General features: G+C 69.8%; 21 protein-coding genes and 2 pseudogenes. 9 read left to right on the top strand and 14 right to left on the bottom strand.

The window, feature by feature from the left end:
- Positions 1-89 precede the first annotated feature (89 nt).
- On the bottom strand, positions 90-347 hold the full coding sequence (locus AJAP_RS15645; RefSeq protein WP_038512194.1) for a hypothetical protein: 258 nt from the start codon (positions 345-347) through the stop codon (positions 90-92).
- A gap of 211 nt (positions 348-558) precedes the next feature.
- Between AJAP_RS15645 and AJAP_RS42470 the strand changes: the two genes are divergently transcribed.
- From AJAP_RS42470 to AJAP_RS15625, 4 genes are all read left to right on the top strand, one after another.
- Positions 559-1,329 carry a helix-turn-helix domain-containing protein gene (locus AJAP_RS42470; protein WP_148311510.1) on the top strand — a complete coding sequence of 257 codons (771 nt, stop codon included), beginning with the start codon at positions 559-561 and terminating at the stop codon, positions 1,327-1,329.
- Between the two features lie 73 nt (positions 1,330-1,402).
- Positions 1,403-3,244: a WD40 repeat domain-containing serine/threonine protein kinase gene (locus AJAP_RS15635; RefSeq protein WP_148311509.1), complete on the top strand. Its 1,842-nt coding sequence runs from the start codon at positions 1,403-1,405 to the stop codon at positions 3,242-3,244.
- 86 nt (positions 3,245-3,330) lie between these two features.
- On the top strand, positions 3,331-3,813 hold the full coding sequence (locus AJAP_RS15630; RefSeq protein ID WP_228694952.1) for a MarR family winged helix-turn-helix transcriptional regulator: 483 nt from the start codon (positions 3,331-3,333) through the stop codon (positions 3,811-3,813).
- A 10-nt stretch (positions 3,814-3,823) separates the two neighbouring features.
- Positions 3,824-4,924, top strand: a complete 1,101-nt coding sequence (locus AJAP_RS15625) for a cytochrome P450 (protein ID WP_038512188.1) — start codon at positions 3,824-3,826, stop codon at positions 4,922-4,924.
- A 412-nt stretch (positions 4,925-5,336) separates the two neighbouring features.
- Here the strand turns inward: AJAP_RS15625 and AJAP_RS45235 are convergent, their stop codons facing one another.
- Genes AJAP_RS45235 through AJAP_RS15580 form a run of 9 tightly spaced genes read right to left on the bottom strand, consistent with a single transcriptional unit; the run spans position 5,337 to position 15,699 of the window.
- The gene (locus tag AJAP_RS45235) at positions 5,337-6,806 is read right to left on the bottom strand and encodes an isochorismatase family protein (RefSeq protein WP_084098165.1); all 1,470 of its coding nucleotides are present in this window, start codon (positions 6,804-6,806) and stop codon (positions 5,337-5,339) included.
- Positions 6,793-7,428, bottom strand: coding sequence for an SRPBCC family protein (locus tag AJAP_RS15615; protein ID WP_038512185.1), 636 nt, complete (start codon positions 7,426-7,428; stop codon positions 6,793-6,795). The genes AJAP_RS45235 and AJAP_RS15615 overlap by 14 nt, the downstream gene beginning before the upstream one ends.
- Positions 7,425-7,925: a (2Fe-2S)-binding protein gene (locus AJAP_RS15610; RefSeq protein WP_038512183.1), complete on the bottom strand. Its 501-nt coding sequence runs from the start codon at positions 7,923-7,925 to the stop codon at positions 7,425-7,427. The genes AJAP_RS15615 and AJAP_RS15610 overlap by 4 nt, the downstream gene beginning before the upstream one ends.
- The gene (locus AJAP_RS15605; RefSeq protein WP_038512180.1) at positions 7,922-10,327 is read right to left on the bottom strand and encodes a xanthine dehydrogenase family protein molybdopterin-binding subunit; all 2,406 of its coding nucleotides are present in this window, start codon (positions 10,325-10,327) and stop codon (positions 7,922-7,924) included. Before AJAP_RS15605 ends, AJAP_RS15610 begins: the two co-directional genes overlap by 4 nt.
- Positions 10,324-11,190, bottom strand: coding sequence for an FAD binding domain-containing protein (locus AJAP_RS15600; protein ID WP_038512177.1), 867 nt, complete (start codon positions 11,188-11,190; stop codon positions 10,324-10,326). The genes AJAP_RS15605 and AJAP_RS15600 overlap by 4 nt, the downstream gene beginning before the upstream one ends.
- A complete protein-coding gene (locus AJAP_RS15595; protein ID WP_038512174.1) occupies positions 11,187-12,575 on the bottom strand; it encodes an MFS transporter in 1,389 nt (462 codons plus the stop codon). The genes AJAP_RS15600 and AJAP_RS15595 overlap by 4 nt, the downstream gene beginning before the upstream one ends.
- 34 nt (positions 12,576-12,609) lie before the next feature.
- Positions 12,610-13,881 carry an FAD-dependent monooxygenase gene (locus tag AJAP_RS15590; protein ID WP_038512171.1) on the bottom strand — a complete coding sequence of 424 codons (1,272 nt, stop codon included), beginning with the start codon at positions 13,879-13,881 and terminating at the stop codon, positions 12,610-12,612.
- Positions 13,859-14,656: a maleate cis-trans isomerase family protein gene (locus tag AJAP_RS15585; RefSeq protein ID WP_038512168.1), complete on the bottom strand. Its 798-nt coding sequence runs from the start codon at positions 14,654-14,656 to the stop codon at positions 13,859-13,861. Before AJAP_RS15585 ends, AJAP_RS15590 begins: the two co-directional genes overlap by 23 nt.
- Positions 14,653-15,699: a M29 family metallopeptidase gene (locus AJAP_RS15580; protein ID WP_038512165.1), complete on the bottom strand. Its 1,047-nt coding sequence runs from the start codon at positions 15,697-15,699 to the stop codon at positions 14,653-14,655. The genes AJAP_RS15585 and AJAP_RS15580 overlap by 4 nt, the downstream gene beginning before the upstream one ends.
- Positions 15,700-15,895: 196 nt before the next feature.
- Between AJAP_RS15580 and AJAP_RS15575 the strand changes: the two genes are divergently transcribed.
- Entirely contained in the window at positions 15,896-16,396 is a 501-nt protein-coding gene (locus tag AJAP_RS15575; protein WP_038512162.1) for a MarR family winged helix-turn-helix transcriptional regulator, read from the top strand.
- 392 nt (positions 16,397-16,788) lie between these two features.
- Here AJAP_RS15575 and bluB read toward each other — a convergent pair whose 3' ends face one another.
- Positions 16,789-17,430, bottom strand: a complete 642-nt coding sequence (bluB, locus tag AJAP_RS15570; RefSeq protein WP_038512159.1) for a 5,6-dimethylbenzimidazole synthase — start codon at positions 17,428-17,430, stop codon at positions 16,789-16,791.
- A gap of 158 nt (positions 17,431-17,588) precedes the next feature.
- Here bluB and AJAP_RS42465 point away from each other — a divergent pair, with 158 nt between their 5' ends.
- The 4 genes and pseudogenes from AJAP_RS42465 to AJAP_RS45330 form a co-directional block, all read left to right on the top strand.
- On the top strand, positions 17,589-17,804 hold the full coding sequence (locus AJAP_RS42465) for a mersacidin/lichenicidin family type 2 lantibiotic (protein ID WP_051972459.1): 216 nt from the start codon (positions 17,589-17,591) through the stop codon (positions 17,802-17,804).
- 86 nt (positions 17,805-17,890) lie between these two features.
- Positions 17,891-18,430 (top strand): hypothetical protein, encoded by a 540-nt coding sequence (locus AJAP_RS43625; RefSeq protein ID WP_038512156.1) that lies wholly within the window; start codon positions 17,891-17,893, stop codon positions 18,428-18,430.
- A pseudogene (locus AJAP_RS45335) lies at positions 18,423-19,727 on the top strand (cysteine peptidase family C39 domain-containing protein); the annotation flags it as partial. The gene AJAP_RS43625 and the pseudogene AJAP_RS45335, both read left to right, overlap by 8 nt.
- A gap of 24 nt (positions 19,728-19,751) precedes the next feature.
- A pseudogene (locus tag AJAP_RS45330) lies at positions 19,752-20,382 on the top strand (ATP-binding cassette domain-containing protein); the annotation flags it as partial.
- Positions 20,383-20,572: 190 nt separating this feature from the next.
- Here the strand turns inward: AJAP_RS45330 and AJAP_RS15550 are convergent.
- From AJAP_RS15550 to AJAP_RS15540, 3 genes are read right to left on the bottom strand one after another with little or no spacing between them, the layout of a single operon-like run.
- On the bottom strand, positions 20,573-21,565 hold the full coding sequence (locus AJAP_RS15550; protein ID WP_038512148.1) for an LLM class flavin-dependent oxidoreductase: 993 nt from the start codon (positions 21,563-21,565) through the stop codon (positions 20,573-20,575).
- On the bottom strand, positions 21,562-24,681 hold the full coding sequence (locus AJAP_RS15545) for a type 2 lanthipeptide synthetase LanM family protein (RefSeq protein WP_038512146.1): 3,120 nt from the start codon (positions 24,679-24,681) through the stop codon (positions 21,562-21,564). The genes AJAP_RS15550 and AJAP_RS15545 overlap by 4 nt, the downstream gene beginning before the upstream one ends.
- 3 nt (positions 24,682-24,684) lie before the next feature.
- Positions 24,685-26,532: an AfsR/SARP family transcriptional regulator gene (locus tag AJAP_RS15540; RefSeq protein ID WP_051972458.1), complete on the bottom strand. Its 1,848-nt coding sequence runs from the start codon at positions 26,530-26,532 to the stop codon at positions 24,685-24,687.
- Positions 26,533-26,721: the final 189 nt, after the last annotated feature.

Genomic DNA, 26,721 nt, shown 5'->3' with positions numbered 1-26,721 from the left:
TCCGCCCGGAGCGGAACCGGCACCCGCGTCGACCAGATCATCCCGAGCCCCTCCCCGAAGCCCAGATTCTCTGGACGTTCATCGCCCCCTCAGTAATGGCTGCTCCGGTAGTAGAACCCGCTTCCGGCGTCCTTGCCGGTGCCCGGATCGGACGCGTAATAGCCACACGGCACCATCGGTGGGTGGCCGAGCTTCACCTCCTCGTTGGTCCAATACCCGCACTCGCCGATATTCGGATACGGACCGTGCCAGCCACCGATGAGACCTTCCGCAGTGGACGCGCCCGGCGCTATCACGAGTGCCGCCGCACCGGCGGCGATCAGCAGACCGAACCTTCGCATGATCATGGATCTCCCCCTTGGTTTCACCATTCGCCGAAGTGGTGCGACTTCGACGGTAGTCATTCCCGCCGCCTTTCGACGGCTCGTTCGGCCTCGACGGACAAAGTCCGGACGATCACCTCGACCACCTGCGACGTAAGGTTGTCCGGCGACGGGCTGGTCGGGGCTTTCGAACGGTGCGATGATCGATCCGGATACGGATTCGAGGGGTGAAGCCATGCCGAGGCCGGAGCGGCCATTGGAAAGCGACGGCGGCGTTGTCTGCGAGTTCGCGGCGGCGCTACGGCGACTACGCCAGGAGGCGGGTACTCCGCCCTACCGACAATTGGCGACGCGCGCGCACTATTCGGCCAGCACCCTTGCGGCCGCGGCTGCCGGAAAACAACTACCGACGCTGCCGGTCACGCGTGCCTTCGCCGCCGCCTGTGGTGCCGACCCCGACGAGTGGGAACAGCGCTGGCGCGACGCCTACGTCGCGTCGTCCGCCGAATCTCCGGCGCCCACAGGCGGCGACAGGATCGAGTCCGCACGGTTCCCGCCCACCGTCCCGGCCCGGGCGGTCCGGCGCACCGAGATCCTCGCCGCGGCCGCCTGCCTCGCCGTCTTGGCCGTACTCACCACCGCCGCGTCGGACGACCGGGTCCCAGCGACCGCACCGGTTCCGTTGTCCGCTCAGCACACGGCGACCCACATCCGGGGCGACCTTCGAGTCAGCAGTACCGATGGCCGACGGGCCGCGCTCACCGAAGGCGACGGCGTGATTCGCCTGTGGGATACACAGGACATCACCGCTCCCCGCCCCGCGGCGACGATAACCACCGAGGTCCCGCCTTCCGCCCTCCGACTGGCGGACGACGGCGCCACCTTGATCGCCACGGTTCCCCACCGGCCGCTTTCCAAGCCCGCCGAGCACGAGCGCCGCTGGAACATCGCCGATCTGGACCACCCGCGTGAGATCTCCACCGGCTCGCCGGTGGCGAGCATTTAGGGCGCTTCGAGCGCGCGAGGCAGGTTCCTGCTAGCGCCTTGACCGTGTGTAGCGGCGTCTACATGCTGTGATCATGACGCGGAGGGCGGAACCCGGTCGGGTGGTCGGCGATCGCTACCGACTTTTGGCGGAGCTGGGATCCGGAGGGTTCGGGCGGGTCTGGCGGGCGCGGGACGAAACGCTGGAAGTGGACGTCGCGGTCAAGGAGATCTGGCTGCCGGACGCCGCCGCCGAAACCGAACGAACCGCGCGGCTCAAGCGCGCGACGCGCGAAGCCCGCAACGCCGCCCGGCTACGGGACCACCCGAACATCGTCGCCGTGCACGATGTGCTGGTGGAGGGCGACCTGCCCTGGATCGTGATGCGCCTTGTCGACGGCGCCTCGCTGGAAGAGCGCATCAGTGCCGATGGACGGCTGCCTGTCGACAAGGTCCGGCGGGTGGCCGCGGACTTGCTGCGGGCACTGAGCGCGGCCGAGCAGGCCGGGATAGCGCACCGGGATGTCAAGCCTGCCAACGTACTGTTCGCCGGCGACGAAGGGGCGCTGCTCACCGATTTCGGTATCGCCGTCCACCGGACCGACACCGTGCTGACCGCCACGGGAATGGTCATCGGAACCATCGAGTACACCGCTCCCGAGCGACTGAACGGCACTGGCGATCAGGGCACCACCAGCGACTTGTTCTCACTCGGCGCCACTCTGTACGCGGCCGTCGAGGGGCATTCCCCCTTCCATCGCGACACCGTCGCGGCTTCGATGGCCGCGGTCCTGTTCGAACCGGTCCCGGAGCCTGAGCACGCGGGCGAGCTCAGCACTCTGATCACCGGCCTGCTGGACAAGGACCCGGCACAACGTCTGACGACTCGCGAAGCACTCGCGCTGGCGGGCCAGCTACCGAAGCCACCGGAAAAGACCCGCCACTTCACGAAACACGAGACGATCACCGGGCCGACCCCGGGCAAGGTACCCGCTTACCACTGCGTGTGGGCCCGTGCCGCCCCAGGGAACTGGATATGCCCCGGAGTGGAAGCGCTCGCGTTCAGCCCGGACGGACGACTGTTGGCCAGCGGCGGGGGCGACAAGACCGTGCGGTTGTGGAACCCGGAGACCGGGCAGCCCATCGGCGAGCCGCTTGTCGGACACACCAAGCAGGTGCTGACAGTGGCGTTCAGCCCCGACGGCCGGCTGCTCGCCAGCGCGGGCCCGGACAAGACCATCCGGTTGTGGAATCCGGCGACCGGACAGCCGGTCGGTGAACCCCTCAAAGAACACCCGGGCAACGGGATCCACCCTGGGGTGTGCGTAGTTGCGTTCAGCCCAGACGGGCGTCTCCTCGCCACCGGCTGCACCGACAAGACCATCCGATTGTGGAACCCGGCAACCGGGCAACCGGTCGGCCGACGACTCACCGGACACACCGGCCCGGTGCTGTCGCTGGCATTCAGCCCCGACGGCCGTCTCCTCGCCAGTGGCAGCACTGACAAGAGCGTCCGATTGTGGGATCCCGAAACCGGACAACCCGTCGACCACCCCCTCATCGCCCATCTCGGTGCGGTGCAGGCCGTGGCGTTCAGGTCGGACGGGCGGCTCCTTGCCAGCGGAAGCGAAGACGCCATCGTCCGACTGTGGTGGGATCCGGCGGCAGGGCGGCCCGTCAGCCATCCCCTCAGTGGGCACACCGGTCCGGTGACGGCACTGGCCTTCGATCCCGTCGGCGGTCTGCTCGCCACCGGTGGCCAAGACAACAGCGTCCGGTTCTGGTGGGATCCGGCGACCGGCCGACCGCTCGGTGACCCGCTCACCGACCACACACGCCCCGTGACGGCGATGGCGTTCAGCCCCGACGGGAAGCTGCTCGCCACCGGCGGCCACGACAAGACCATCCGTATGTGGAGCAACGCCCCGCTCCCCTAGGTTCGCCGACTGGCGAGATACATCGTTTTAGATGTATCGTTTCCGATATAAAAGCCGGTGAGCTGTACCTGCTCGGCAAGCACCTGATGGAGCTCGCGTCCCGGGGCATGCGCGACGACGCCGATCCCAAAGTGCCGGAGATCTATCTGGTGCTGATCTCGGTGGTCGTCGAAGCGCCGGGTCTGTCGATCAGCGAGCTGACCGCGCGCACCGGTTTCGCGCAGAGCCATGTCTCCGCCGCCGTTGCCAAGCTGCGTGAGCGGGGCGCCCTGCGCACGCATCCGGATCCGGCCGACCGCCGTCGCACCCTGGTCTCCCCGGTCGACGGCCTGGTCACGGCGGTCGCGCAGCGCCAGCAGCGTGACGCCGAGCAGGTTCTCGCGGCGGCGCTCACCGAACTCGATCCGGACGAGGATTCGGCCGCGGAACGCGCGGCGCGTCTGGTCGAGGCCGCCGACGAGCTGTACCGCCTGCTCACCGCCCGCGCCCTCAAAGTGGGCGGCGACCCCGCCGCGCTGATGCCGCTGCACTCACTGGCCGAAGAGGTGACCGGCAAACCGAAGAAATAAGGGGAAGCACATGGACCACCCGTTCACGGCGACCGAACTCGAGGAGCCCGTGAGCCGCGTGCGTCTCGCGACCGGCGAAGACGCCTGGCTCGTCACCCGCTATGACGACATCCGCGCCCTGCTTACCGATCCGCGATTCCGCGTCTGGCTGCCCGGGGTTCCCGAGACCGGCGCCGACGCTCTGCTCTTCACCATGAACGGCCCCGAGCACGCGCGACTCAGGCGCATCGCGGGCAAGGCACTCACCCCACGCCGGGTGGAGTTCCTGCGGCCGCGCGTCGAAGCGATCGCGGAAGACCTGGTCGCGAAGCTGCTCGCACCGGGTCCGCCCGCGGAAGTCCTTGAGGGATATGCGATCCCGTTCGCCCTCTCGGTGCTGAACGAACTCCTCGGTGTTCCGCCGTCGGCTCGTGACGCGCTGCGAAGCTGGGCGGACGGCATGCTCGCGGTGTTCACCGCGCCGAGCTACGAGGAGATGACCGAGGCCTCCCGGAAGCTGGGTGACTACCTCACGGAACTGGTCGAGGCGAAGCACCGCGCGCCCGGCGAGGACCTCCTGACCGGCCTGTTGCAGGCCAGGGACGACGACGGCGACGCGCTGCGGCCGGACGAGGTCACCCAACTCGCCTTCGCCATCCTTCTCGGCGGATATGTCCCGCCCGCGAACGCCCTGGCCCAGATCGTGCTGCGGCTGGCGGCCGACCCCGAACTGCCCCGCGATCCCGCACCGATCGAGGAATTCCTTCGCCAGGATCAAGGTTCCGCCGCCGACCAGGGGCGGGTCGCGGTCGAAGACGCCGACGTCGGCGGGGTGCCGATCCGCGCGGGCGAGTTCGTCCTCGCCTCCCTGCAGGCGGGCAACCACGACCCCCGGCGGTTTCCCGAACCGGAGCGAGTCGATCCCCTTCGCACGCAAGGACATCTGACCTTCGGCCACGGACCGCACCACTGCCTCGGCGCGGCACTGGCCCGCCTGCAACTGCGGACCGGTGTCACCGCACTTCTGGCCGCCGCACCGGGACTGCGCCTCGCGGTACCGCTCGAAGAAGTCGCCTGGCGGCGGATGTTCCTGACGCTCCGAGGTCCGGTCGCGGTGCCGATCGACTGGTGATCACCTGTACAGCGCCGACACCTCGCGTGATCAGACGGACGACACGCGTGACTGGATGGACGCCACCCGCGCGAAGGGGTAGGGGTTCAAGTGGGGTCGTGAGTGGCAACAATCGTTCTAACCCTCTTTACCACTCACGACCCCCACGGGAACCGGACATCATGACATCAATCGGGTACATGTCCGTCGCAAGGTGTCCCTTGTGGACACATCGTGCAGGGGCCATCCCCGCGAGTCATCCTGGAACCCCGCGCGGCAGGGGTTCGATCACGCCACGACGACCCTTTCCTGAACTACTCAGACCAGCCTAATCGGGGTCGTGCAGCCGGAGCGTGTCGCGAAAGCCACTTTCGGGACATCAGACGTCCCGAAAGTGGCTTTCGCGACCTGCCCGAATCACTCACGACGGCGGCTACAACAGTTTCCGCAACGCCTCCCTCAGCGCGGAAAGAGCGGCCTCGGGCTCATCCCAGAAGATCATGTGCCCCGCATCCGGGATCTCGACGAACTCCGCCGACGGATTGCGCTCCGCCGCTTCGGCCGCACCGGCGGCGGTGACGACCGGACTCGCACCGCCGTAAAGGAAGTACGTCGGCGCGGGCACCTTCGGCCAGTCGTCGAAGAAGTCCTCGGATTCGAACCCGGCGTGCGTGGCGACGATCGCGTCGCGGGCGCACGACGACAGCCAGCGGGCGCGTAATTCCTGTTCCCGGCGCGGCCATCGCGGCCAGGATCGGGCCACTTCGTCGGCGTCGGTCCCCCGGCGGGCCTGGCCGAGTTGCCCGAGGAACGCGTCGAGAGTGGTCGGATACGGTGCCCGTCCGGGACCGCTCAGCGGCGGATCGGCCAGCACCGTGCCCCGAAGCGGGCGGGTGGTGGCGGCACGGGCCGCGATCCGCGCGCCCATCGAGTGTCCGAAAAGGATCGGATCGCGCAGCCCGAGCCCGTCCACGACAGCGTCGACGTCCGCGGCGTAGCTCGCCAGGTCGTACTCGGTGCCGTCGTCGGACAGCCCGCGACCGCGGACGTCGAGCACGAGCGGGCGCACGAGATCGGTGAGTTCCCGTGCCACGAAGTCCATCGTGACCGCGGGGCTGGTGATCCCCGGCAGCACGAGCACCGGGACGCCGTCGGCGGGACCGTAGTCGAGCACGTGCAGGCGGACCGAACCCGAAGTCACCCAGCGGCTGGTCGCCGGAACGTCGCCGAGATCCGCCAAGGCGGGTTGGCCGAGCGTGCGGCGATCCAGCTCCGCGAGATACGTCAGCGCCTCGTCGAGGCCGACGACGTCCGCGTATTTCGCTTGCAGGTCGAACAAAGCGGCATCGTGAGGCCCGGCGGCACGGTCACCACAGGCGTCCCGGACGACGAGGGTGTCGAAGCCGGACTGGACGGCGTCGACGGCGGTCGCGCGGACACATCCCGAAGTCGTCGCACCGCAAACGACGATGGTGTCCGTGCCCAGGCTCGTAAGGAGCGCGGCCAGCGACGTCCCGTGGAACGCCGACGCGCCCTTCTTCAGGATGAGATGGTCGCCCTCACGCTGTTCGAGCCGTGGATCGAGGGCGACCGCGTCGCTTCCTTCGCGGAGTGCCCGCATCCCGGGCGCTTTCCGCAGCCACGCGACGGCATCGCCGTCCGCCTCGGCCGGTGTGTAACTGATCGCGGTGTAGATCACCGGCACACCTCGTCGCCGGGCTTCGGCGACGAGGGCAGTGGTCGCGGTGACTTCGGCGGTGAGGTCCGCGCCGGACGGGAACGCGGGTTCGGTGAATCCCCGGGTCAGGTCGACAACGACCAGCGCCGGACGCGATCCGCGTGGCACGCTCGCCCCGAAACCGGCCCGGTCGTACACGCTGTCGAGACTTTCATCGACGGCCACGCTGCAACTCCTTGATCAGTTTGTCCTGGGTGCGGATCCGGCCCAGCAGCCAGCCCTGGAACAGCCCGAGCGCCGCGGCGGCCGCGATCACGCCGTAGCGTTTGACGCCCTCCGGAAGCACCATCGCGAGCCCATCGACGGCTTCCGGCGCGGGAGCGGCGCTCGTGGCCGCGACGGGCCCCGCCCGAAGCTGATCCGCGAGATTCCTCGCGAACTGATCGAGCAGCCGGGTGGAGACGGCACCGATCGCGCCCTTGCCGAATTGGGCGAGCTTGCCGCGGATCGACAGGTCGGTGCGCAACTCGATGGTGGCGCCGCCGGGCGCCTCGCGCACGGTCAGCGTCACGTCGGCTTCGGCGTCGCCGTTGCCGTGGGCGTCCGCTCCCCTGGCCAGCAACCGCAGGCTGCGATCGGCCTCGGTGACGTCGGTGAACCGCACGGTGCCCGAGTAGGCGGCGGTGATCGGGCCGACCTTGACCTTGACGCGGCCGAGATAGGCGTCGTCCTGCCGTCCGTCGAGGGTCGCGCCTGGCAGGCAGCCCGCCACCCGTTCGACGTCGTTGATCAAGGCGAAGACCTCGTCGGGTCCCGCCGGTACGGACAGCTGGTTCTCCAGGATCACGCTGTCGCCTCCTTCTCCTTGGCGTGGCATCGACGGGTCGCGGTCGCCTCGATCGCGTCCACGATCGTCTGATAACCGGTGCAGCGGCACAGATTCGCCGAGACGGCCTCGCGGATCTCCTCGCGCCCGGCGTCGGGCCGCTGGGCCAGAAATCCTTCGGCCAGCATGAGGAATCCGGGGGTGCAGAAGCCGCACTGCAGGCCGTGGTGCTCGCTGAAAGACCGCTGCAGATCGGAAAGTTCGCCGTCGCGCCCCAGTGATTCGACCGTGCGGATCTCGGCCGACTCCGCCTGCACGGCGAACATCAGGCACGCCCGCACCGGTTCGCCGTCGACGAGGACGGTGCACGCGCCGCACACGCCGTGCTCGCAGCCGACATGGGTACCGGTCAGCCCGAGGTCGTGCCGCAGCACGTCGAGCAGGGTCTTGCGCGGCTCGACGAGGGCCTCGTGCGTCTCGCCGTTGACGTTCAGGTCGATCAGGTGCCGGTCGCTCATGATGGAACGCTCATTTCCTTGTGGACCCCCGCGTCGAGCGCGGCGAGCACGGTCTGCGGATGCACCGGGGTCACGTCGAGTTCGACTCCCGTGTGGCGCAACGCGTCGTTGATCGCGTTCAGCACCGCGGCGGGCGCGCCGATGGTGCCGCCCTCTCCCGCCCCCTTCGCGCCGTTTTCCGTGAAAGCGCAAGGGGTTTCGAGATGGGTGACGGTGATGTCGGGGATCTCCGTCGCGGTCGGGACCAGGTAGTCGATGAAGCTCGCTGCCGACGGTTCCCCGTTGCCCGCATAGGTGATCTCCTCGAACAACGCGCCGGCGATACCCTGCGCGATCCCGCCGCGGCACTGGCCGTCGACGACCTGCGGGTGGATCACCACCCCGCAGTCCTCGACGCACGCGTAGCGCAGGATCTTGATCTGGCCGGTGCCCGGATCGGCTTCGACGACCACGGCGTGCGTGGCGTTCGAGAAGGTGCCGTCACCGGGAACGTCGAAGCTCGCCGTGGCCGTCAGCGTCGGCTCGACGTCCTTGGGCAGCAGGTGACTGCGCAGGTACGCCACGTCGGCGATCTCCTCGAACGACGCGCGGCGCTGCGGATCGTCGATCTGGACGACGCCGCCGTCACCGTCGAGGCGGACGTTGTCCGGACTCGTCTCGAGCAGATGCGCGGCGATCTTGCACAGCAGTTCGCCGAGTTTCCCGGCAGCGAGAGAAACCGCCGAGCCGCCGATCGTCACCGACCGGGAAGCGAACGTCCCCCAGCCGTAGGCGATGCGCTCGGTGTCGCCCTGACGCAGTTTGACCTGGTCGAGGTGCAGCCCGAGCCGGTCGGCCACGATCTGCGCCAGCGTCGTCTCGTGCGACTGGCCGTGGTTCATGGTGCCGCTGGTGACCACGACGGAGCCGGTGGTGTCCATCCGGATCTCGGAGATGTCGAAACCGGGGACCACGGCCATCTTCCGTTTGGCGAAGGCGCCCGAGCCGTATCCGGTCCGCTCGGAGAAACAGCAGTAGCCGATGCCGATGTGCCTGCCCTCGGCGGCGGCGCGCTCCCGGATCTCGTACCAGCCCTCGTCCCGGATCGCCGCCTCGGCGAGTTCGAGCGATTCGCGGTAGGTGCCGGGGTCGTAGGTGATGGCGTTGACCCCGGTGTACGGGAACTGCGTGATCACGTTGCGCCGCCGGATCTCGACCGGATCGAGGCCGAGTTCCCGCGCCGCGCGTTCCATGATCCGTTCGATCGCCATCACGTACTGCGGACGGCTGACCCCGCGATACGGCGCCGTCGGTGCCTTGTTGCTCGCGATGGCGCGGGCACGGACGCGGTATTCGGGCACCTGGTACACGCTCGGCATCTCGGCCGACGCCATCAGTGGCTCGATCCCCGCCGTGAACGGGTAGCAGGAGTAGGCACCCATGTCGCAGACGACGTCGACGTCCAGCGCGGTGATCCGCCCGTCCTCGTCGAACGCCGCAAGCGTGCGGTAACGCTGTTCCCTGGCAAGGAATCCGGCCGTGAGCGCCTCGCGCCGGTCTTCGATCCACTTCACCGGCCGATTCAGCCGCCGGGCCGCCGCCGCGACCGCGATCTCCTCACGGCCGACGACGCATTTCTGGCCGAAGCCGCCGCCCATGTCCGGGACGGTGACCCGCACGGTGCGTTCGGGGACCCGCAGCGAGCGGGCCATCGCCGTGCGCACCTGATGCGGCACCTGGGTGCACATCTGGACGAGCAACTGGTCGTCGTGGTCGTCCCAGGACGCCACGACTCCCCGTGTTTCGAGCGGGAGCGCGTTCTGCCGCCCGCTCTTCGTGACGACCTCGACCACGCGGCCGCCGCCTGCGCGGGCCGCCTCGAACGCCGCGTCGACACCGGGCGTGTCGAACATCGACACGTCGACGAGCACGTTGCCCGGCGCCTCGTCGTGCACGAGTGGAGCGCCCTCGGCGAACGCCGACTCCTCCGAAACGATCGCCCCGAGCGGCTCGTAGTCCACCACCGCGGCCTCGACACCATCTTCGGCGCTGTACGGATCGCGGGCGACGACCAGCGCCACCGGCTCTCCGGTGAACCGCACCTTCTCCCTGGCCAGAATCGGCATCGCGGTCGGCGAGAACTCCTCCAGCGGACGGTCGAGCAAGGCGACGATGTCCCCGAGCCCCAGATCTTCCGCCGTATACGCGGCGACGACTCCTTCGACCGCCAAGGTGGCCGACAGGTCGATCCCGGCCAACTTGCCGTGCGCGACCGTCGAACGGACGAAGGCCGCGTGCAGCATTCCCGGCAGTTGGATGTCGTCGACGAACCGGCCGCGGCCGGTGAGCAGGCGAGGATCCTCACGCCGGGGCACGGACGCGCCGACCCAGCGGCCTTGGCGTCCGTCGAACCGTGCGGTCATCGCGTTCCTCCTTTCTCCCACGCCTCGTGCAGCGCCTGGGTGACGAGCGTGCGCGCCAGCCGGCGGCGGTAAGCCGCGCTGCCCGCCGCGTCGTCGGGCGGATCGATCGCCGCCGCGGCAGCCGCCCCGCAGGCGGCGAACAGCTCCGGGCCGGGAACGCCGCCGTCGAGCAGCGCTTCGGCCTCGGGCACCCGGACGGGCGCGGGGGCGACGCCGCCGAGCACGACGCGGCCCCCGCGCTCCGCGTCGATGCTCACAGCGGCGTCGACGATCGCGAAATCGCCGTGACGGCGGGCGAATTCGGTCAGCGCGGCCCGGGGCGACGGCCTCGTGAAGCGCACCGCGGTCACGACCTCGTCCGGTTCGACGGCGGTGGTGTAGAAGCCGTGGAACATCTCCGCGGCCGGGATCTCCCTGGGGCCGCGCGGGCCCTCGGCGACGACGACCGCGTCGAGCAGCAGGGCCAGCAGGCACCATTCCGCGGTCGCGTCGCCGTGGACGACGCTGCCCGCCACCGTGCCGCGGGACCGGATCGGCAGATGCCCCACCCACCGCATCGCGCGGGAAAGCACGTCGAAATCCGGTCCCAGCTCGGCGAGCTCGACCGCCCGATGGGTGACCAGCGCGCCGATGGTGAGGCTGGAACCGGTGCGACGGAAGGAGTTCAGCGCCGGGTCCCGGCGCAACGGTCCCAGATCCACCAGCGCCGTGGGGCGGGCGAGCCGGAAGTTCATCATCGGCATCAGGCTCTGACCACCGGCGATGAGCTTCGGATCCTCACCCGCCGCGGCGAGCTCGCCGAGCAGGCCGACGGCGTCGGTGACGTCGTGGGCCCGGTGGTACCGGAACGCGGCGGGCTTCACAGAGCCGTCCTGGTCTCGGCGGGTGCCTCGACCGGGTCGACGATCCGGTCGAGTTCGCGGCCGCGGGTCTCCGGCGCGCCCACCTTCATGAACACGACCGCGGCCACCACGAGCACACCCAGCACGGTGAAGGTGAGCGGCAGCCCGAGCACCGGCCACAGCACGCTTCCGAACAGCAGCGGTGCGAAACCAGTGATCGCCCGGCTCGACGACGACGCCCAGCCGAACCCCGAGGCCCGCAATTCCGTCGGGTAGAGCTCGGAGACGTAGGCGTACATCACCGGGATGACCACCAGCGCGAACAGGCCGAACGCGCCGATCGCCACCACCGCCGCGGCAGGCGTGTCGAGCAGCAGGGAGAACACGACGAGCGACAGTGCGGTGAGCGGACCGGCGACCATGATGATCCGCTTGCGGCCGACCTTGTCGACCAGGAGCACGGCCACCGCGACACCGACGATGCCGGTCGCGTTCATGAGCGCGGTCGACGCGAAGGCGGCGATCTCGCCGAATCCCTGCGCCCGCAGGATGGACGGCATCCAGCTCAGCGCGGCGTAGTAGACCAGCATGACGCTGATGAACAGCGACCACGCCACCGCCGTGATCCGCGGGTTGAACGCCCACACCCGGCGCAGCTGATCGAACGCGGCCGCGACCGCGCCGCCGCGGGTGTCCTCGACCACCGCGGGCGGGACCGAGTACGGCTCCGGTGTCGCTCCCGTGCGGCGCACGAGGTCGTCGATCACGGCCCGCGCCTCCGCCTCACGGCCCTTGCGCACCAGGTACAGCGGCGATTCCGGGACGCCACGCCGCACCCAGAACAGCAGCAGCGCGGGCAGGATCATCAAGACCAGCATCCAGCGCCAGTTCCCTTGGACCGGGAGCAGCAGCGTCGCGGTGACGGCGGCCAGTGTGGTCCCGATCGGCCACCAGCCGTCCATCGCGGACAAGACCCGGCCGCGATGTTTGCGCGGGGAGAACTCGCTGACGATCGCGTAGTCGACCGGGATACAGCCGCCCAGTCCGATCCCCGCCAGGAAACGCAGCGCCAGGAACGTCTCCACGTTCGGCGCGAGCGCGCCCAGCACGGAGAACAGCGCGAACAGCAGCAACGTGACACTGAACGCCCGTTTACGGCCGATCCGGTCCGCGATCGTGCCCCAGACGACCGCGCCGACGGCCATGCCGATCAGGTTCGCGGTGGCCACCAGGCCCTTCCCACCGGCGGACAAGCCGAATTCCGTCCCGACGAGCGGGGTGAGGAATCCGTTCAGCGCGACGTCCCAGGCATCGAACATGTAGCCCAGCCCGCCGATGAGGAAGATCTTTCCCTGCACGCTCCAACGCCAGGGCAGGTCCTGGACGATCTGATCACCAGTACGCATGAACCACTCCGATGCGATTGCCGGCCAGCGCGCCTCAGCGGGCGAACTGGTAGTGGATGGACTCGGTGTCGGGGTCGGTGAGCGGGCTGCCGTTCCACAGCCAGTCGTAGGACACGTCGGATTCGCCGTCGAAGCGCCGTAGCTTCTCGTCCCGTTCGCGCTGTTCGGGACCGTCGGGCAGGTGGTAGAAGTCCATGTTCTGCAGCGAGGCGTCCTGGACCATGCCCGCGTGCTTGGCGCGCCGGTCCACGTAGCGGACCAGGGCACCGTCGATCCCGTCGCGCGTGACGCGGCCCAGCTCTTCGGCCAGCACCGCGGCGTCTTCCATCGCCTGGGACGCGCCTTGTGCCTGGTACGGCAGCATCGCGTGGCAGGCGTCGCCGAGCAGGGCGACCCGGCCGTCGACCCAGACCGGGTCACGGCGACGGCGGTACATCGCCCACACCGAGACGTCCTCGTCCTTCGCCTTCGCCAGCATCGTCGGAACCCGATCGTCCCAGTCGTGGTACTCCGCGGCGAGTTCGGCGGCGGTCGCCGGACCACTCCAGTCCTTCTCCACCGTTTCGGTGCACGGCACGATCGCGACCACGTTGAGGTACTCCCCGCCGCGGATCATGTAGTGCACCAGGTGTTTGTTGGGGCCGTACCAGATCGTGGAGTGGTAGCGGTCGGACAGGAAGCGCGTGGCGGGATCCTGCGCGATCAGGTCGCCGGAGATCAGCGCCCGGTACGCCATCTCGCCGGAGAACGCGAGGGTGTCGTCGAAGCCGGCGAGATCGCGCACCGAAGACCGGATGCCGTCCGCCCCGATCACGAGGTCGCCGGTGAACCGGCGTCCGTCGGCGGCGATCACGGCGGGCCGGTCCGGCACCGTCCGGTCGAGGTCGACCACCCGCGCGCCGGTCGCCACCCGCACCACCGGACCGATCCCGTCGGGATCCAGGCAGGCGTCGAGCAGCACTCCGTGCAGGTCGGCGCGGTGGTAGTGCCAGTAGGGCGCGCCGTACTGGTCGGTCACCCGCCCGCCGAGCTCCAGCTGGGCGATGATGCTGCCGTCGGCCCAGCGACGGCGCACCTGGTCCTGCGGCTCGGTCCGCACCTGCTCCAGCCGGGCGCGCAGCCCGAGGCCGATGAGGATCCGGCTGGCGTTCGGCGCGGTCTGGATCCCCGCGCCGATCTCGCCCAGTGCCGGGGCGGCCTCGACCACGGTGACGCGCAACCCCCGCTGCCGCAGGGACAACGCGGCGCAGAGCCCACCGAGCCCGCCACCGACGACAACGACCTCAAACGACTGACTCGCGGCCATGCCCGCCTCCCGTCTTCGTCAACGCTTCCGCGCCACTGAGCAACCTCCCGGCGCCGGGCACCGTGGGGTCGACGCCGAGTTCCGTCAGGATCCGGAACGTCGTGGCCGTCGCCGCCGACAGGACCGGGATCCCGATCTCGTCCTCCACCGGCTGGATCGCGGGCAGCGACGGCATCTGCACACAGGCGGACAGCACCAGGGTGTCCACATCGGACAGATTCAGCTTGCGATGGTGCTCGCGCAGCCCGGCGGGATCCAGCCGGGCCACGGCGAGGTTGTCCGGCACTTCCAGCGAAAGGGCGTCGGCGACCTCGAATCCGGCGTCCTCGATGTAGTCCGCCACCGCCTTGGTCAGCGGCTTCATGTACGGCGTGATGATCGCGACCTTGCGGGCGCCGAGCGCTTCGAGCCCGGACAGCAGCGCACCGGCACTGGAGACGACCGGCGCGTCGCAACCCTCTTCACGCAGCACGCGCGTGATGTCGTCTTCGGCGGTGCAGTGGTAGCCGGGACCCTGGGCCATGATCGCCACGAGACACGCGGTTGCGACGACATCGGGCTTGGCGTCGGCGAGTTCGGCCGCCGCCCGTCCGGCCTGGGCGTTCATCGCCCGCAGCTGTTCGGGTTCGACGTGCCGCATCCTGGCCCGCGCGGAATGGAAGACGAACCGGTCCCCCGGCTCGGCCTCCTCCCTGGCACGCAGCATCCGCGGCAGCTCGGTCTCCATCGTGAGGTTCGAGCTGGGGACGATCATCCCGATGTGGTGGTCGGTCATCGGCGGGCCGCCGGACGCATCTCGGCGACGGTCAGCTCGCCGTTGTCGACGATCAGTTCGTCGTCCAGGTAAAGGGAATTGCCGCGCATGGGGATGTCGAAGTGGCAAGGCGTGTCGTTCGGGCCGCCGAGCTCGTTGTTGGGGCCGATGGAGAACATGACGTTGCCGTAGAAACTCCGCAGCTCCATGCCCATCCCGCCGGGGAACTGGGTCAGGCCGTGCCAGTGCGCGCGCTCGTCGAGGCCCCAGCCCACATGGCTCATGCCGTAGCCGCGGGGATCGTCGAAACTCTCGATGTAGGAACGCAGCAGATCCGCGTCGAGCCCGGACGATCCGGCTCCGCCGCGGATGTCCCGGATGAAGCCCTGCTCGATGGTGATCTCGACCGGGGTCTGTACGTAGCTGTTGAACGGCAACAGAACGTCGCCCGGTGACAGCACGATCTTCCCGTCGACGCCGTCGTCGGCACCGCCGGTGAACACGAACGCCGCCGGCCAGTGGTCCCAGCGGCCGGGCGTGTCGGTGTAGCCGTATTCGGACAGCGTCGGGTACACGCCGAGCTGATACGTGACATCGGTACCCGCCGGGCTGGTGATCCGCATCGTGCCTGCCTTGGCCAGGAGTTCCGCGCCGATCTCCACGCGCTCGCGCAGTTCCTTCGTCGGCATGAGCCTGGCCAGCAGCTCGGGCGGTTCGACGGCGGTGAGGATCCGGGTGCCCGCGTCCTGGATGGCGAACTGTTCCTTGCTGAACAACAGGAACGTGCAGTCGACCACCATGTCGACGCTCTTGAGCGCCTCCACCGCCAACGGGATGTTCCCGAGCCCCGAGTCGCCCACCGCCCACGCGCCCGCCGCGCTGACCGGCGAGGGCAGCCGCATGTGGTAGGCCGAAGCGCCGAGCTGCTGCGCGGCCCACAAGAAGGCGTCGGCGTACTCCGCCCGCTCACCGCCGCGGGTCAGCACCACCACGGTCTCGCCCTCGTGCACCCCCGAGAACGTCAGCTGGCGCAAACAGATGTCGTTGAACAGGTTCCGGTCCATCGCCGACCACCTCCATATTGATCCGAGCACGTACTATCCGGGTACGCAAGACCGGGCTTCATACGAACACGTACTATCCGGATACGCAAGAGGTGACGGCGGACAGATCTCGGCGGCCTTCCCGTGAGCGACCGTCCGGACACGTAGGATCACCGCGGGGGCCCGGGCAGCGGGTTGGAGCCGACAAGGAGTAGCGATGGGTGAAGCGGCGCGTACGGGCAGGCTCAAGGGCGACACGCCGGCCGTCACTCCCGCGCCACCCTCCGACCTGCTGGCGGCCCCCGGCTACGGCGCCCGGCGGCTGTACCAGGCCTACCTCGCCGCGTGGAACCGTCACGTGGACCCGGTACTGACCGGCCCGCAGTTCGCGGTCCTGTCCGCGGTCCGCGCCTACCCCGGAAGCGACCAGAGTTCGCTGGCCGGCGCGGTCGCCCTCGACACCTCGACGATGGCCGACCTGTGCCGCAGGCTGGAGCGGCGAGGGCTCATCCGCCGCGTCGAATCCCCGCACGACGCGCGGCGCAAACTGCTTTCGCTCACCGACGAGGGCAAGTCGGTCCTGAGCCAGGTCAACCGCCGCGCCCGGCGGCTGGACAAGGCGCTCCTCGACGGCGACGACGACATCGACATGGCCGCGCTGCTCAACGCCCTCGGCGCGCGCTGGGAGCGGATCGCCGAGGTCGACAAGCTGCGCTGACCGCGGCCGCCGCTTGCGTGCCGAGCCGTTGCCTCGCTGCGCCCAATGTGGCATTGGGGACGCCCACCGTCTCCAATGCCACATTGGGCGCACACCAACGCCGCATCAGACGCAGCGAAAGCCCCTTTCGGTCCAGCCGTAGAGCACGCCACTTTGCCCCATCTTTCGAAATTGAGGGGTTTGGCCGTCCACAAGGGACACTTTCCGAGGGTGAATGCCCGATTTGACCGCTTTGAGCTCGGGGTGTGAGTGATTTTTTTTTGGGGGGGGCGGACGGGTCGGCCGTGGGGTGAAGGCTCCCTTCGCCGCGTCTGATGCGATGAAGGGAGCCTTCACCCCCGGTCACTCATCCGCATCGCCAGTCCGGACTCACGCCGCAGAGCTCACTTGCCTTACTTCGAGTACTGGTCGTAGTGCAGCACCGCGTCGAGCGGAAGACGTTCCCGCCAGCCATGCCGTTCCAGATCGGGCACCGTCGGCAGATCGCGCACCGGGCCGACGCACAGCCACGCCACCGGGCGCACGTGTTCGGGCAACGCCACCAGTTCGCGCAAGTACTCTTCGCGGTAGAAGCTGACCCAGCCGACGCCGAGCCCTTCGGCGGTCGCCGCCAGCCAGAGGTTCTGGATGGCCAGGCACACCGAGTACAGACCGGCGTCGGCGATCGCGTGCCGCCCCAGGACATCCGGCGCACCGCGCGACGGGTCGTAGCCGACCACGATGCCCGCGGAAGACGCCACGATCCCTTCGATCTTGATCGGCGCGAAGACACGGGCCCTCTCGGCATCCAGCCCGCCTTCGAACACTTCGCGTTCGGCGAGCACGTGTTCACGGAACTTCTTGCGAAGGTCCATATCGGACACGACGACGAAATCCCATGGCTGGGAGAGGCCGACGCTCGGTGCCGCGTGCGCCGCGCTCAGTACGCGACGCAGTACCTCCGCCGGAATCGGCTCTCCGGTGAACTCACCCCTCGTGTCCCGGCGGCGGAAGATGGTCTCGTACAACGAACGGTCGTCTGCGTCACGCTTCATGAGCCCGATCGTGCCTGACCGGCTCCCGCGGGGATCGAGCGGTCGATCTCCCCACCGGACGTCCACCTCGTACCCACCCGCCGCCCACCGGTGCGCCGCACGGTGTTGTTCAGGCCGGTCACCCCCGGCCTGGATCACAACATCAAGGGAGACAACACATGTCCGAATACGACATCGTCCGCTACTGGAAGGACGAGGGCTACCGGGCCGCGGTCGGCGGCAACATCCTGCCCGCGAACCCGGCCGGGATCGTCGAGCTCACCGACGAGGCGCTCGACTCGCTCGTCGCCGGTGCGGGCGCCGAGATGGTGCTGGGCTCGTGCCTGTTCGTCAGCTGCTTCAACCAGCCGAAGCCGGACGCCGAACAGGCCTGATCGAGAACCGGCCTCGGGCGGCGTACGGGCCGGAGCATCGAACCCCGTACGCCGCCCGAGGCCGACCGACTTCCGGGGAGGACGTCATGGCCGAGTCGATCGACCAACGGGAGCAGCCGCCGATCTTCCGGGCCCAGGCGGTGGCCCACCACCGGCGGGGCCGGGACGAGAAGGGCGAACCACCCGAACTCCCGGCTCCGGCCCTGCGACGGCTGTGGGTCCTGCTCGCCGCGTTGGCCGCGGCCCTGCTGACCGGCGCCGCGACGGTACCCGTCACGGTGTACCGGCAAGGCGACGCGATCGCGGTGACCGGCGTCGAGGAGCCGGTCGTGCTCGTGGTCGTGCTGCCGATGTCCGGCGCGGCAGAGCCGGCGGAGAACGCGGAGGTCGTGCTCCGGGAAGGCACCGTGCGCGGGCGGGTGGTCGAGCGGTTCAGCGGACTTTCCCGTGCCGGCCTCACGGCCCGGTTCGGGATACCGGCGGCCGATGACCTGCCGGAGCCCGCGGTCGCGGCCGTGGTGCGGCTCGACGGCGGGACCGTCCGGCCCGGCGGCCGTTATCCCGCCTGGATCGAGGTGGGCACCGCCCCGTTGCTCGCACGGCTCACCGGGCGAACCGATGAGTGAACCGAAACGGCGCCGGCTCCGCCGCCGGGTACCGGTCGTCCGGCAGTTGACCACCACGGAGTGCGGGGCCGCCTGCCTCGCCATGATGCTCGGCTTCTTCGGCCGGTCCACCCGGGTTTCCGAATGCCGCGAGCTGTTCGGCGTGACACGGGACGGGATCACCGCGCGGTCGCTGGTGCGGGCCGCGCGGGCCTTCGGGCTGAGCGTCAAGGCATTCTCCGTCGAGCTCACCGGATTCGCCCGGCTCGATCTGCCGGTGGTCGCGCATTGGTCGTTCAACCATTTCGTCGTGGTCGAGAAGCGGCGGAGGAACGGCTACCTGATCATCGATCCCGCGAGCGGCAGACGTCTGATCGACGACGCCGAGTTCGCCCGCGAGTTCACCGGGGTGGCGCTGGCGATGACGCCGGGGCCGTCGTTCTCCCGGCGCCGTCGTGACCGGTCCGCGGTTTCGGTGTACCTGCGGCAGGTGCTGCGGCTGCCGGGCTGGCGGCCCCTGCTCGCCCAGGTTTTGGTGGTGTCACTGGTCGTCCAGCTGCTGGTCCTCGCGATCCCCGCGGTGACCAAGGTGCTCGTCGACCATGTGATCCCCCTGCACGTCACCGATGTGCTGCAGGTCGTCGTCGCCGGGATCGTGCTCGTGGTGGTGACCGACCTCGTCGCGGGATACCTGCGGGCGTCCATCCTGATCCACCTGCAAAGCCGGTTCGACACCCGGATCATGCTCGGGCTCTTCGGCCATCTGCTGAGTCTCCCCTACGGTTTCTTCGCGCAGCGGACCAGCGGCGACCTCCTGCTCCGGTTGAGCAGTTCGGGGATGATCAGGGAAATGCTCACCAGTCAGACCCTGTCGGTCCTGCTCGACGGCGGCTTCGTGCTGGTCTTCCTGGCGGTGCTCTTCACCGCGAGCCCGCTGTTCGGCTCGCTGGCGCTGGCGATCGGCGCCGTCCAGGTGCTCACGCTGCTGCTCGCCGCGCGGCCGTTGCGTGAGCTGACCCAGCGATATCTGGTCGCGCAGGCCGATTCGCAGAGTTTCGGCGTCCAGGTGATCAGGGGTATCGGCTCGCTCAAGGCCTCCGGCTCCGAGGGCCAGATCCTCGACTACTGGTCCTCGCTCTTCCTCGAAGAACTGCGAGCCTCGCTTCGCCGGAACCGGCTCACGGCGGTCGTGAACACCGTGCTGCACGCGTTGCGGACCTTCGCTCCCTTGGTGCTGCTCAGTGTCGGGGCGGTGAGCGTGCTCGACGGCTCGATGCGCTTGGGCACCATGCTGGCGTTGAACGGCGTCGCCGTCGCCTTCCTGTCCCCACTGGCGTCCTTGGTGACGACGGGGCAACAGCTCCACCTGGCCGGCGTGCACTTCCGCCGGATCGTCGACGTGATCGAAGCGACGCCCGAACCCGACGACGCGCCCGTCTCGGACACGGCGTTGACGGGCAGGCTGGAGTTGTCCGGGGTTTCGTTCTCCTACGACCCGCACGGGCCACGGGTGCTGGAAGACCTGTCGTTCGCCGTCGAACCGGGACAGAAGGTCGCGCTGGTGGGCCGGACCGGTGCCAGCAAGAGCACCTTGGCGATGCTGATGCTCGGGCTGTACCGGCCCACCAGTGGCGTGGTCCGCTACGACGGACGTTCGCTGGAGGAGCTCAACCTGCGGCAGGTGCGCAGCCAGTTCGGGGTCGTACTGCAGGAACCGTTCCTGTTCAACGGTTCCATCAAGGCGAACATCTCGCTCAACGATCCGGGGATGAGCCTGGAACGTGTCGTCGAAGCGGCCTCGCTCGCCGGGATCCGGGACGACATCGAACGGATGCCGATGCGGTACGACACGCTGCTCGGCGAGGGTGGCGGTGGGCTTTCCGGCGGGCAGCGGCAGCGGCTGGCACTGGCCCGCGCGCTGGCCACCTCGCCGGCGTTCCTGTTGCTGGACGAGGCGACCAGCCATCTGGACCTGGCGACCGAAGCCCTCGTCGACGCCAACCTGAGCGCGTTGCCGTGCACGCGGATCGTCATCGCGCACCGCCTCAGCACGGTGCGGAACGCCGATCTGATCCTGGTGCTGGAGCACGGGCGGATCGTCGAACGCGGGCGGCACGAGGAACTGCTGGAACTCGGCGGGCGCTACGCGGATCTCGTCCGCACTCAGCTCGCGCCCACGGCTTGAGCCTCGGAGAGCAGGCCGAGGCTCCGGACGGCCGCTTCGCCGCGGGTCACCGGGGCCACGAGAAACTCGTCGGCCCCGGTCGCGTCCGCCAGTTCCGCCAGCCCCTCGGCAGCGGTGGCGGGCGCGCCGGCGATCACGGTCAGGGGAAGACGACGGGCCCTGCCGAGATGCGGGTGCGCCGCGGCCGCTTCGGGCGACCGCAGCAGCAACGGCGGCACGCCCGCCAGCATCTCCAGCATCCGGAGGCGGTGCGGATCGGCCAGCCAGTCCGCCTCGTCGTCGGTGTCCGCGACGAGCACGTTGACCGAGACGAGGACGTACGGCGCGGTCAACCCGGCCGAGGGGACGAAGGAGTCGCGGTACACCCGCAGCGGCTCGAACGAACCCCCGGACGTGCGGAGGTGGTACGCGAACGCGAACGGGACACCGAGTTCGCCCGCCAGCCGCGCCCCCCGCTCCCCCGAGCCGAGCAGCACGACACCGGGCATGCTGGTCGGCACCGGAGTCGCCGCGAAGTGGTCCCAAATCCCTTCGCGGGATCGCGGATCGCCGAGCAGGCCGAGCACGTCCCGCACCTGGCGGGGGAAATCGGCGTCGTCCGGTCGCCGTAACGCGGCCGCCGTGGCCGGGTCGGTGCCCGGCGCGCGGCCGATGCCCAGGTCGATCCGGCCGGGGTGCAACGCTTCGAGCATGGCGAACTGTTCGGCGACGACGAGCGGTGAGTGGTTGGGCAGCATCACGCCACCCGAACCGACCCTGATCCGCCGGGTGACGGCGGCGAGATGGGCGATCAGCACCGGCGGCGAGGTGGCCGCGACACTGCGCATGTTGTGGTGTTCGGCCACCCAGAAACGCCGGTAGCCGAACTCGTCGGCGCACCGCGCGAGAGCGGTGGTCTCGGCCAGCACGCCGGCACTGGTGGACTCGGTGCCGAGGACGGCGAGATCGAGTACGGACAACGGGATCGTCATGACGGTGGCTCCAGGGTGAGGATCGACGGCACCCGCGCGGGGTCCGCGGCTCGCAGCAGGCCGTGGCCGATGCCGGCGAGCCCGGTCAGCAGGCCGGGTGTCTCGGCGTGATTCGGGACGCCGCACAGCCAGCCGGTGGTTTCGATGTCCTTCAGCACGGCGGCCCTCCGCTCCCCCGCCGTGGCGTGCCCGGCGGCCGTCAGCAGTTCGAGGGCGCCGAGATCGCCGTGGCACAGCGAATGGTTCGCGCCCGTGCCCGCGGCGGCCGTGGTGTCCGCGGCCTGGGCGATCTCGACCCTGGTCTCGGGTCCGCGCAACGCGACGGGCAACGCCAGCCGTCCCAGGCCGATCCCGACCGCGCCGTGACACCACGCGGTCATGGGCGCTCGTCCGCCGTCCTCACGCAGATCCGGCCAGTTCCCGGAAGCGGGGTGGTACAAGGCGCGTTCGTACGCAAGGGCCGCGGACGCGGCGTCGGCGAACCGGACGTCGCCGGTCGTCTCGGCGACGACGGCCAAGGCCCAGCCGATCCCGGCGGAGCCGTGCGCGAAGCCGGTGAGCGGCCGGGGCCCGAGCGGGGTCACCCAGCCCAGGGTCCGCCTGGCGTCGTCCGCCTGCGCGGTCGCCAGCAGATGGTCGCCGCAGTGCCGCATGATCGCGAGCAGCCCGGGGTCCGGCCGATGCCGATACAACCCGCCGAGCACACCCGCCAGACCGGCGGAGCCACCGAGCACGTCCAGCTGGTCGTCTTCGTCGATCGATCCGTCCAGCCGCAAGGCCAGCTCGACGGCTTCGTCGAGCAGATCCGGCCGTCGCCAGAGGACGCCGAGGTGGGTGAGCAGGTGGATCGTGCCGCCCCAACCCGAGTACGCCCCGACCTGCCGGGACGGCAGCTCCGGGCGGCCGAGCCGGAACCGCACCGACGCGAGCGCTCCTTCCGCCAGCCTGGTGTGGCGGTCTTGGCCGGTGACGTCGCCGAGATACGCGAGGAACAGCGCGATCCCGGAGAGTCCGCCGTACAGATCCGCCCCGAGCGGGGTCAGATCCCAATACCGTTCTTGGAAGGCGGTCAGCCCGAGCCAGGAAACACCGTGGTCGTGCCGGATCGCGAGCTTCTCCAGCCGGTCGCCGACGGCCTGGGCGGCCGCCCGGTGATTCCCGGTCTCCCTGGGACGCGGGCGGCCGCCGTGCGGTGGCCGGACCGGCCCGGTGGCGGGATCCCCGACGCTCAGCGCACTGAGCGAGCCTCGGATGATCCAGCTCTGCCATTCGAGGTCCGCCTCGGAGAGCCTCGCGATCCGCGCCCTGACCCGGTCGAGTCCGGAACGATCGAGCAGGCCCGGAATCCGCCCTCCCTCGCTGTCGTAGACGTCGCGCGACGACGGCCGGGTCACGAACATCGGGACGTCACCGCGCCACAGATCCGCCCGTTCGGCCGCGATCACCGCGCCCGGGAGGCCGGAGTGTTCGGCGGACACCCAGAGTTTGTCGAAGAACCGGTCGCGGTCCAGGCCGTCCCGCAGCAGATCGGGATGAGTGCTTTCGCGCAGCAGCAGGCTGTAGACATGGGTCGGGCGCAGGATCACCCGGATCTCGTCGACGGCGAACCGGTCCAGCCTCCCGCCCGCGGTCACCAACGCGCCGCGTTCGGCGGCGAGCGCGCGATAGACGTCGCGGAATCCGCCGAGCAGATCCTCGACGTGGTCGAGCACCGAGATTTCGGCTCCACGCAACGTCGGGCGGTTGTGCCCGCCGCCGACCTTCATCCGCTTGCGCTCGACGTGCATCTCGTCGGTCCCCGCGGCCGCCCAGTACGGCGAAGCGCGAGGCGTCAGCTGATCTTCTCGATTGCCGAGACCGGAGATGTCGACACCGGGTGCCCCGTCGTGTCCCCATGCGCGTTGCGGCAGCAGGCCGACCCGCAGTACCGAGTCCAGCGCCACCTGCTTGGCGGCGTCCTCGGGCTCCGCCGTGACCAGCCGCGAAAGATCCGGCTGGAACAGCGATTCGAGGTCGACCACCACCGGCTGCCCGCCCGCGGCGATGAGGTTCTCGTGGTGCAGATCCGTGCCGCCCAGCGCGTACATCAGGGCCAGCTGCCCGCCGAGGCGCCGGTAGAACATCGCCACCTCACGCTCGTGGAGGCAGGGCCTCTGCTCGACGAACTCGGTCCAGCCGTACTCGCCCCGGTCGAGTACCGCGAAGGTGGGCAGATCCAGCCCGGCGACCCTGGCGTTCAGCCAGTCGACCAGCTGGTGGAAATGCCGGTCGATCGCCAGTGACTTCGGCTTGTAGACCAGCCGGTGCCCGCCGGTGAACGAGGCGATGAGCACCGCCCGCCCGCCTCGGTGCCGATCGCCGACGTGGCCCTCCACCCGGCTCAAGAGCCCCGGCTCGGCCGACGGGAAGAGCAATTCCTTGAGCAGAGACCAATCCGCGGTGAGCCTGCGCAGGAATTCGAGCAGTACCGCGGTCCGTCGTTCGACATGTTCGCTGAGGAGCCTGCCGAGCACCGGGTACTCGGTGAACAGCGCGTCGATCGTGGCCGGTTCACGCAGGTCCCGGAGGAACGCGCGATAACGGTCTGCCGGGCTCTCGCCGTCCAAGTCTCCGCCCAGCCGGGCGACGTTGAGTTCGAGGACCGACGTCCGCTCGACGAGGGCGGCGACACCGAGTTCGACATTGGTACGCACCAGATGGGCGGCGCTGCCCGGATCCACCGGACCACCCTCCGCGGACAGCCGGGTCAGCTCTGCCGTGACCTGTACTCGGGCCTTGCGCAGCAACGGTTCCGCGAGCACCACGAAGCCGCGCGGTTCCGTGTCGTCGCGGTGACTCTCGTCGGCGTACACCCCCAGATCCGCCAGCCACGACGGACTCGGGGAGCGATCGCGCAGGGCGGACTCGTCTTCGCCGAGCAACGCTTCCAGTCCCGCTTCGGTGATCCCGTCCAGTTCCAGCCGACGGCCGAACCAGTCTCCCCGGTCGAACGGCCGCTGCTCCCGCCAGCGGACGAGCCTGCGCCGCGCCTGCTCGCCGCCGTTCCCGGCGCCGTCCACCGGCAGCCTCTCGGCGAGGGAAAGCGCGCGATACCAAGAGGAATCGTCGAGTCTCACCGGTCAGTCTCCGTTCTTCTCGGTGGTTGCGGTGACCACGCTGAGGCCAGGCGGTCGGCATCGGGTGTGCGGCCGGTCGGCACCGGGTGTGCGGACACGGCCGGGCAGGACGCGCAGTGCGGCGGGCGACCGGTCGTCCGGCAGACAGACGGCGTAATCGCGCAGCAGGTCGTGCATCGCGTACCGGCCGGGGGCGACGACGTCGAGCATGTTCGCCGCGGTGAGCTGGGAGAGGGCGCGCCGCGCCGCGCGGAGTCCGAGCCCGGCGATCGCGACGGTCTTCCCGACGTCGAGCTCCGTCCCGGCTCGCCCGGCCGCCCGGAACACCCGGGCCGCGTCGAACGGAAGCCGTCGATAGGACCAGGAAAGACCTTCGCGCACCGACGCGTACGGATCACCCGCCACCTCAAGAAATTCGAGCCGGTCCTCCGGTTCGGCGAGGGCGCCGACGAGTTCGCGCAGCGCGGTGTCCGGCTCGGCGGTGGCGACTTCCGCGGCGATCCGGAGCGCCAGCGGAAGCCGGGCGCACAGTTCGGCCAACGCGGACACCGAACGCGGATCCGCGTCGGCCCGGTCGCCGATCAGGACGCGCAGGAGTGCGATCGCGTCGGTGAGTGGCAGACGGCCGACGCCGACGCGGCGCGCACCGTGCAGGGCGACCAGGCCGGCCAGCGAGTCCCTGCTCGTCGTCACCACCGTGCACGACGGGGTGCCCGGCAGCAGCGGCCGGACCTGCCCGGCCCAACCCGCGTTGTCCAGCACGAGGAGGAGACGACGGCCGGCGACCTCGGTACGGAAGCGGGCGGCCTGGTCGTCGAGACCGACGGGGATCTCCCGTTCGCTCAACCCCAGTGCGCCGAGGAACCCGGACAGCGCGGCTCCCGGCGGCACCGGGCGGCCGGGGCCGTGGCCGCCGAGGTCCACGTACAGCTGCCCGTCCGGAAAGCGTTCCCGGGCGAGGTGGGCCCAGCGGAGGGCCAACGCGGTCTTGCCGACGCCGGCGGTCCCCGAAACCACGGCCGTCCCCGCGGCGGCGGTGACCCGGCCGAGTTCGGAGAGTTCGGCTTCGCGCCCCTGGAAATCGCGGATCTCGGCGGGCAGCTGAGCGGGTACCGGCGCGCGGGTGATCGCCGGAGGATCCTTTTTCGGTGCCGGAGCCGGTCCGGCGAGGACGAGACGATGCGCCCGCCGAAGACTCGAGCTCGGTTCGACACCGAGCTCCGTCACCAGCGCACGCCGGATCCGTTGGTACACCGCGAGAGCGTCGGCCTGCCGGTCGCAGCCGTGCAGTGCCAGCATCAGCTGCGCCCACAACCTTTCCCGCAAAGGATGTCTGCGCACCAAGGGTTGCAGCTCGGTGACGAGTTCCGGGGTGGCGCCCCTCCGCAGTTCGGCGTCGACCCGGTCTTCGAGCAGGGCGAGCCGTAGTTCCTCGAGGCGGGCCGCCTCCGCACGGCAGGTCTCCCCTTCGAGGCCGTCGAGAGCCGGCCCGCGCCAGCAGGACAACGCCTCGCGCAACAGGGCCGCCGCCCGGCTCGCGTCCGTTTTCGCGATCCCCGCCAGCTCCTCGACCCGGTCCAGATCGCGTTCACCGGGCCGGACCTGCAGCAGGTATCCCGGCGCCCTGGTCAACAGCCGCTCGTCGCGCCCGACCCCCAGTGTCCGGCGCAGCATGGCGACGCAGCCCTTCAACAGACCGCGGGCGGACGAGGGCGCACCGGCGCCCCACAGCTCGTCGATCAACCGGTCGGCCGACACGACCGAGTTGGCGTTGAGCAGGAGGAGCGCGAGCAAGGTCCGCTGCTGTGGTCCCCCGAGGGGCAGCCGCGCGCCGTCGTCCCAGACCTCCAATGGCCCCAGAATCCTGAATATCATCCCGTTCTCAGCTCGTTCCCCGTGTCCCCCGCCGGGTTACCCGCCAACCGGATACCGGCTCTTTCCGTTCCTTTCCCTTGCGATAAAAGGAATTCTTACCGACCGACTATTGGAAAATGTTGTGATTGTGTTGTGGCGACCGAAATACCGGCTCTACCATTCTTC

Source organism: Amycolatopsis japonica (assembly GCF_000732925.1).
Taxonomy (GTDB): domain Bacteria; phylum Actinomycetota; class Actinomycetes; order Mycobacteriales; family Pseudonocardiaceae; genus Amycolatopsis; species Amycolatopsis japonica.
The sequence above is the reverse complement of the archived record's forward strand: the minus strand, read 5'-3'. Positions and strand labels throughout refer to the sequence as shown.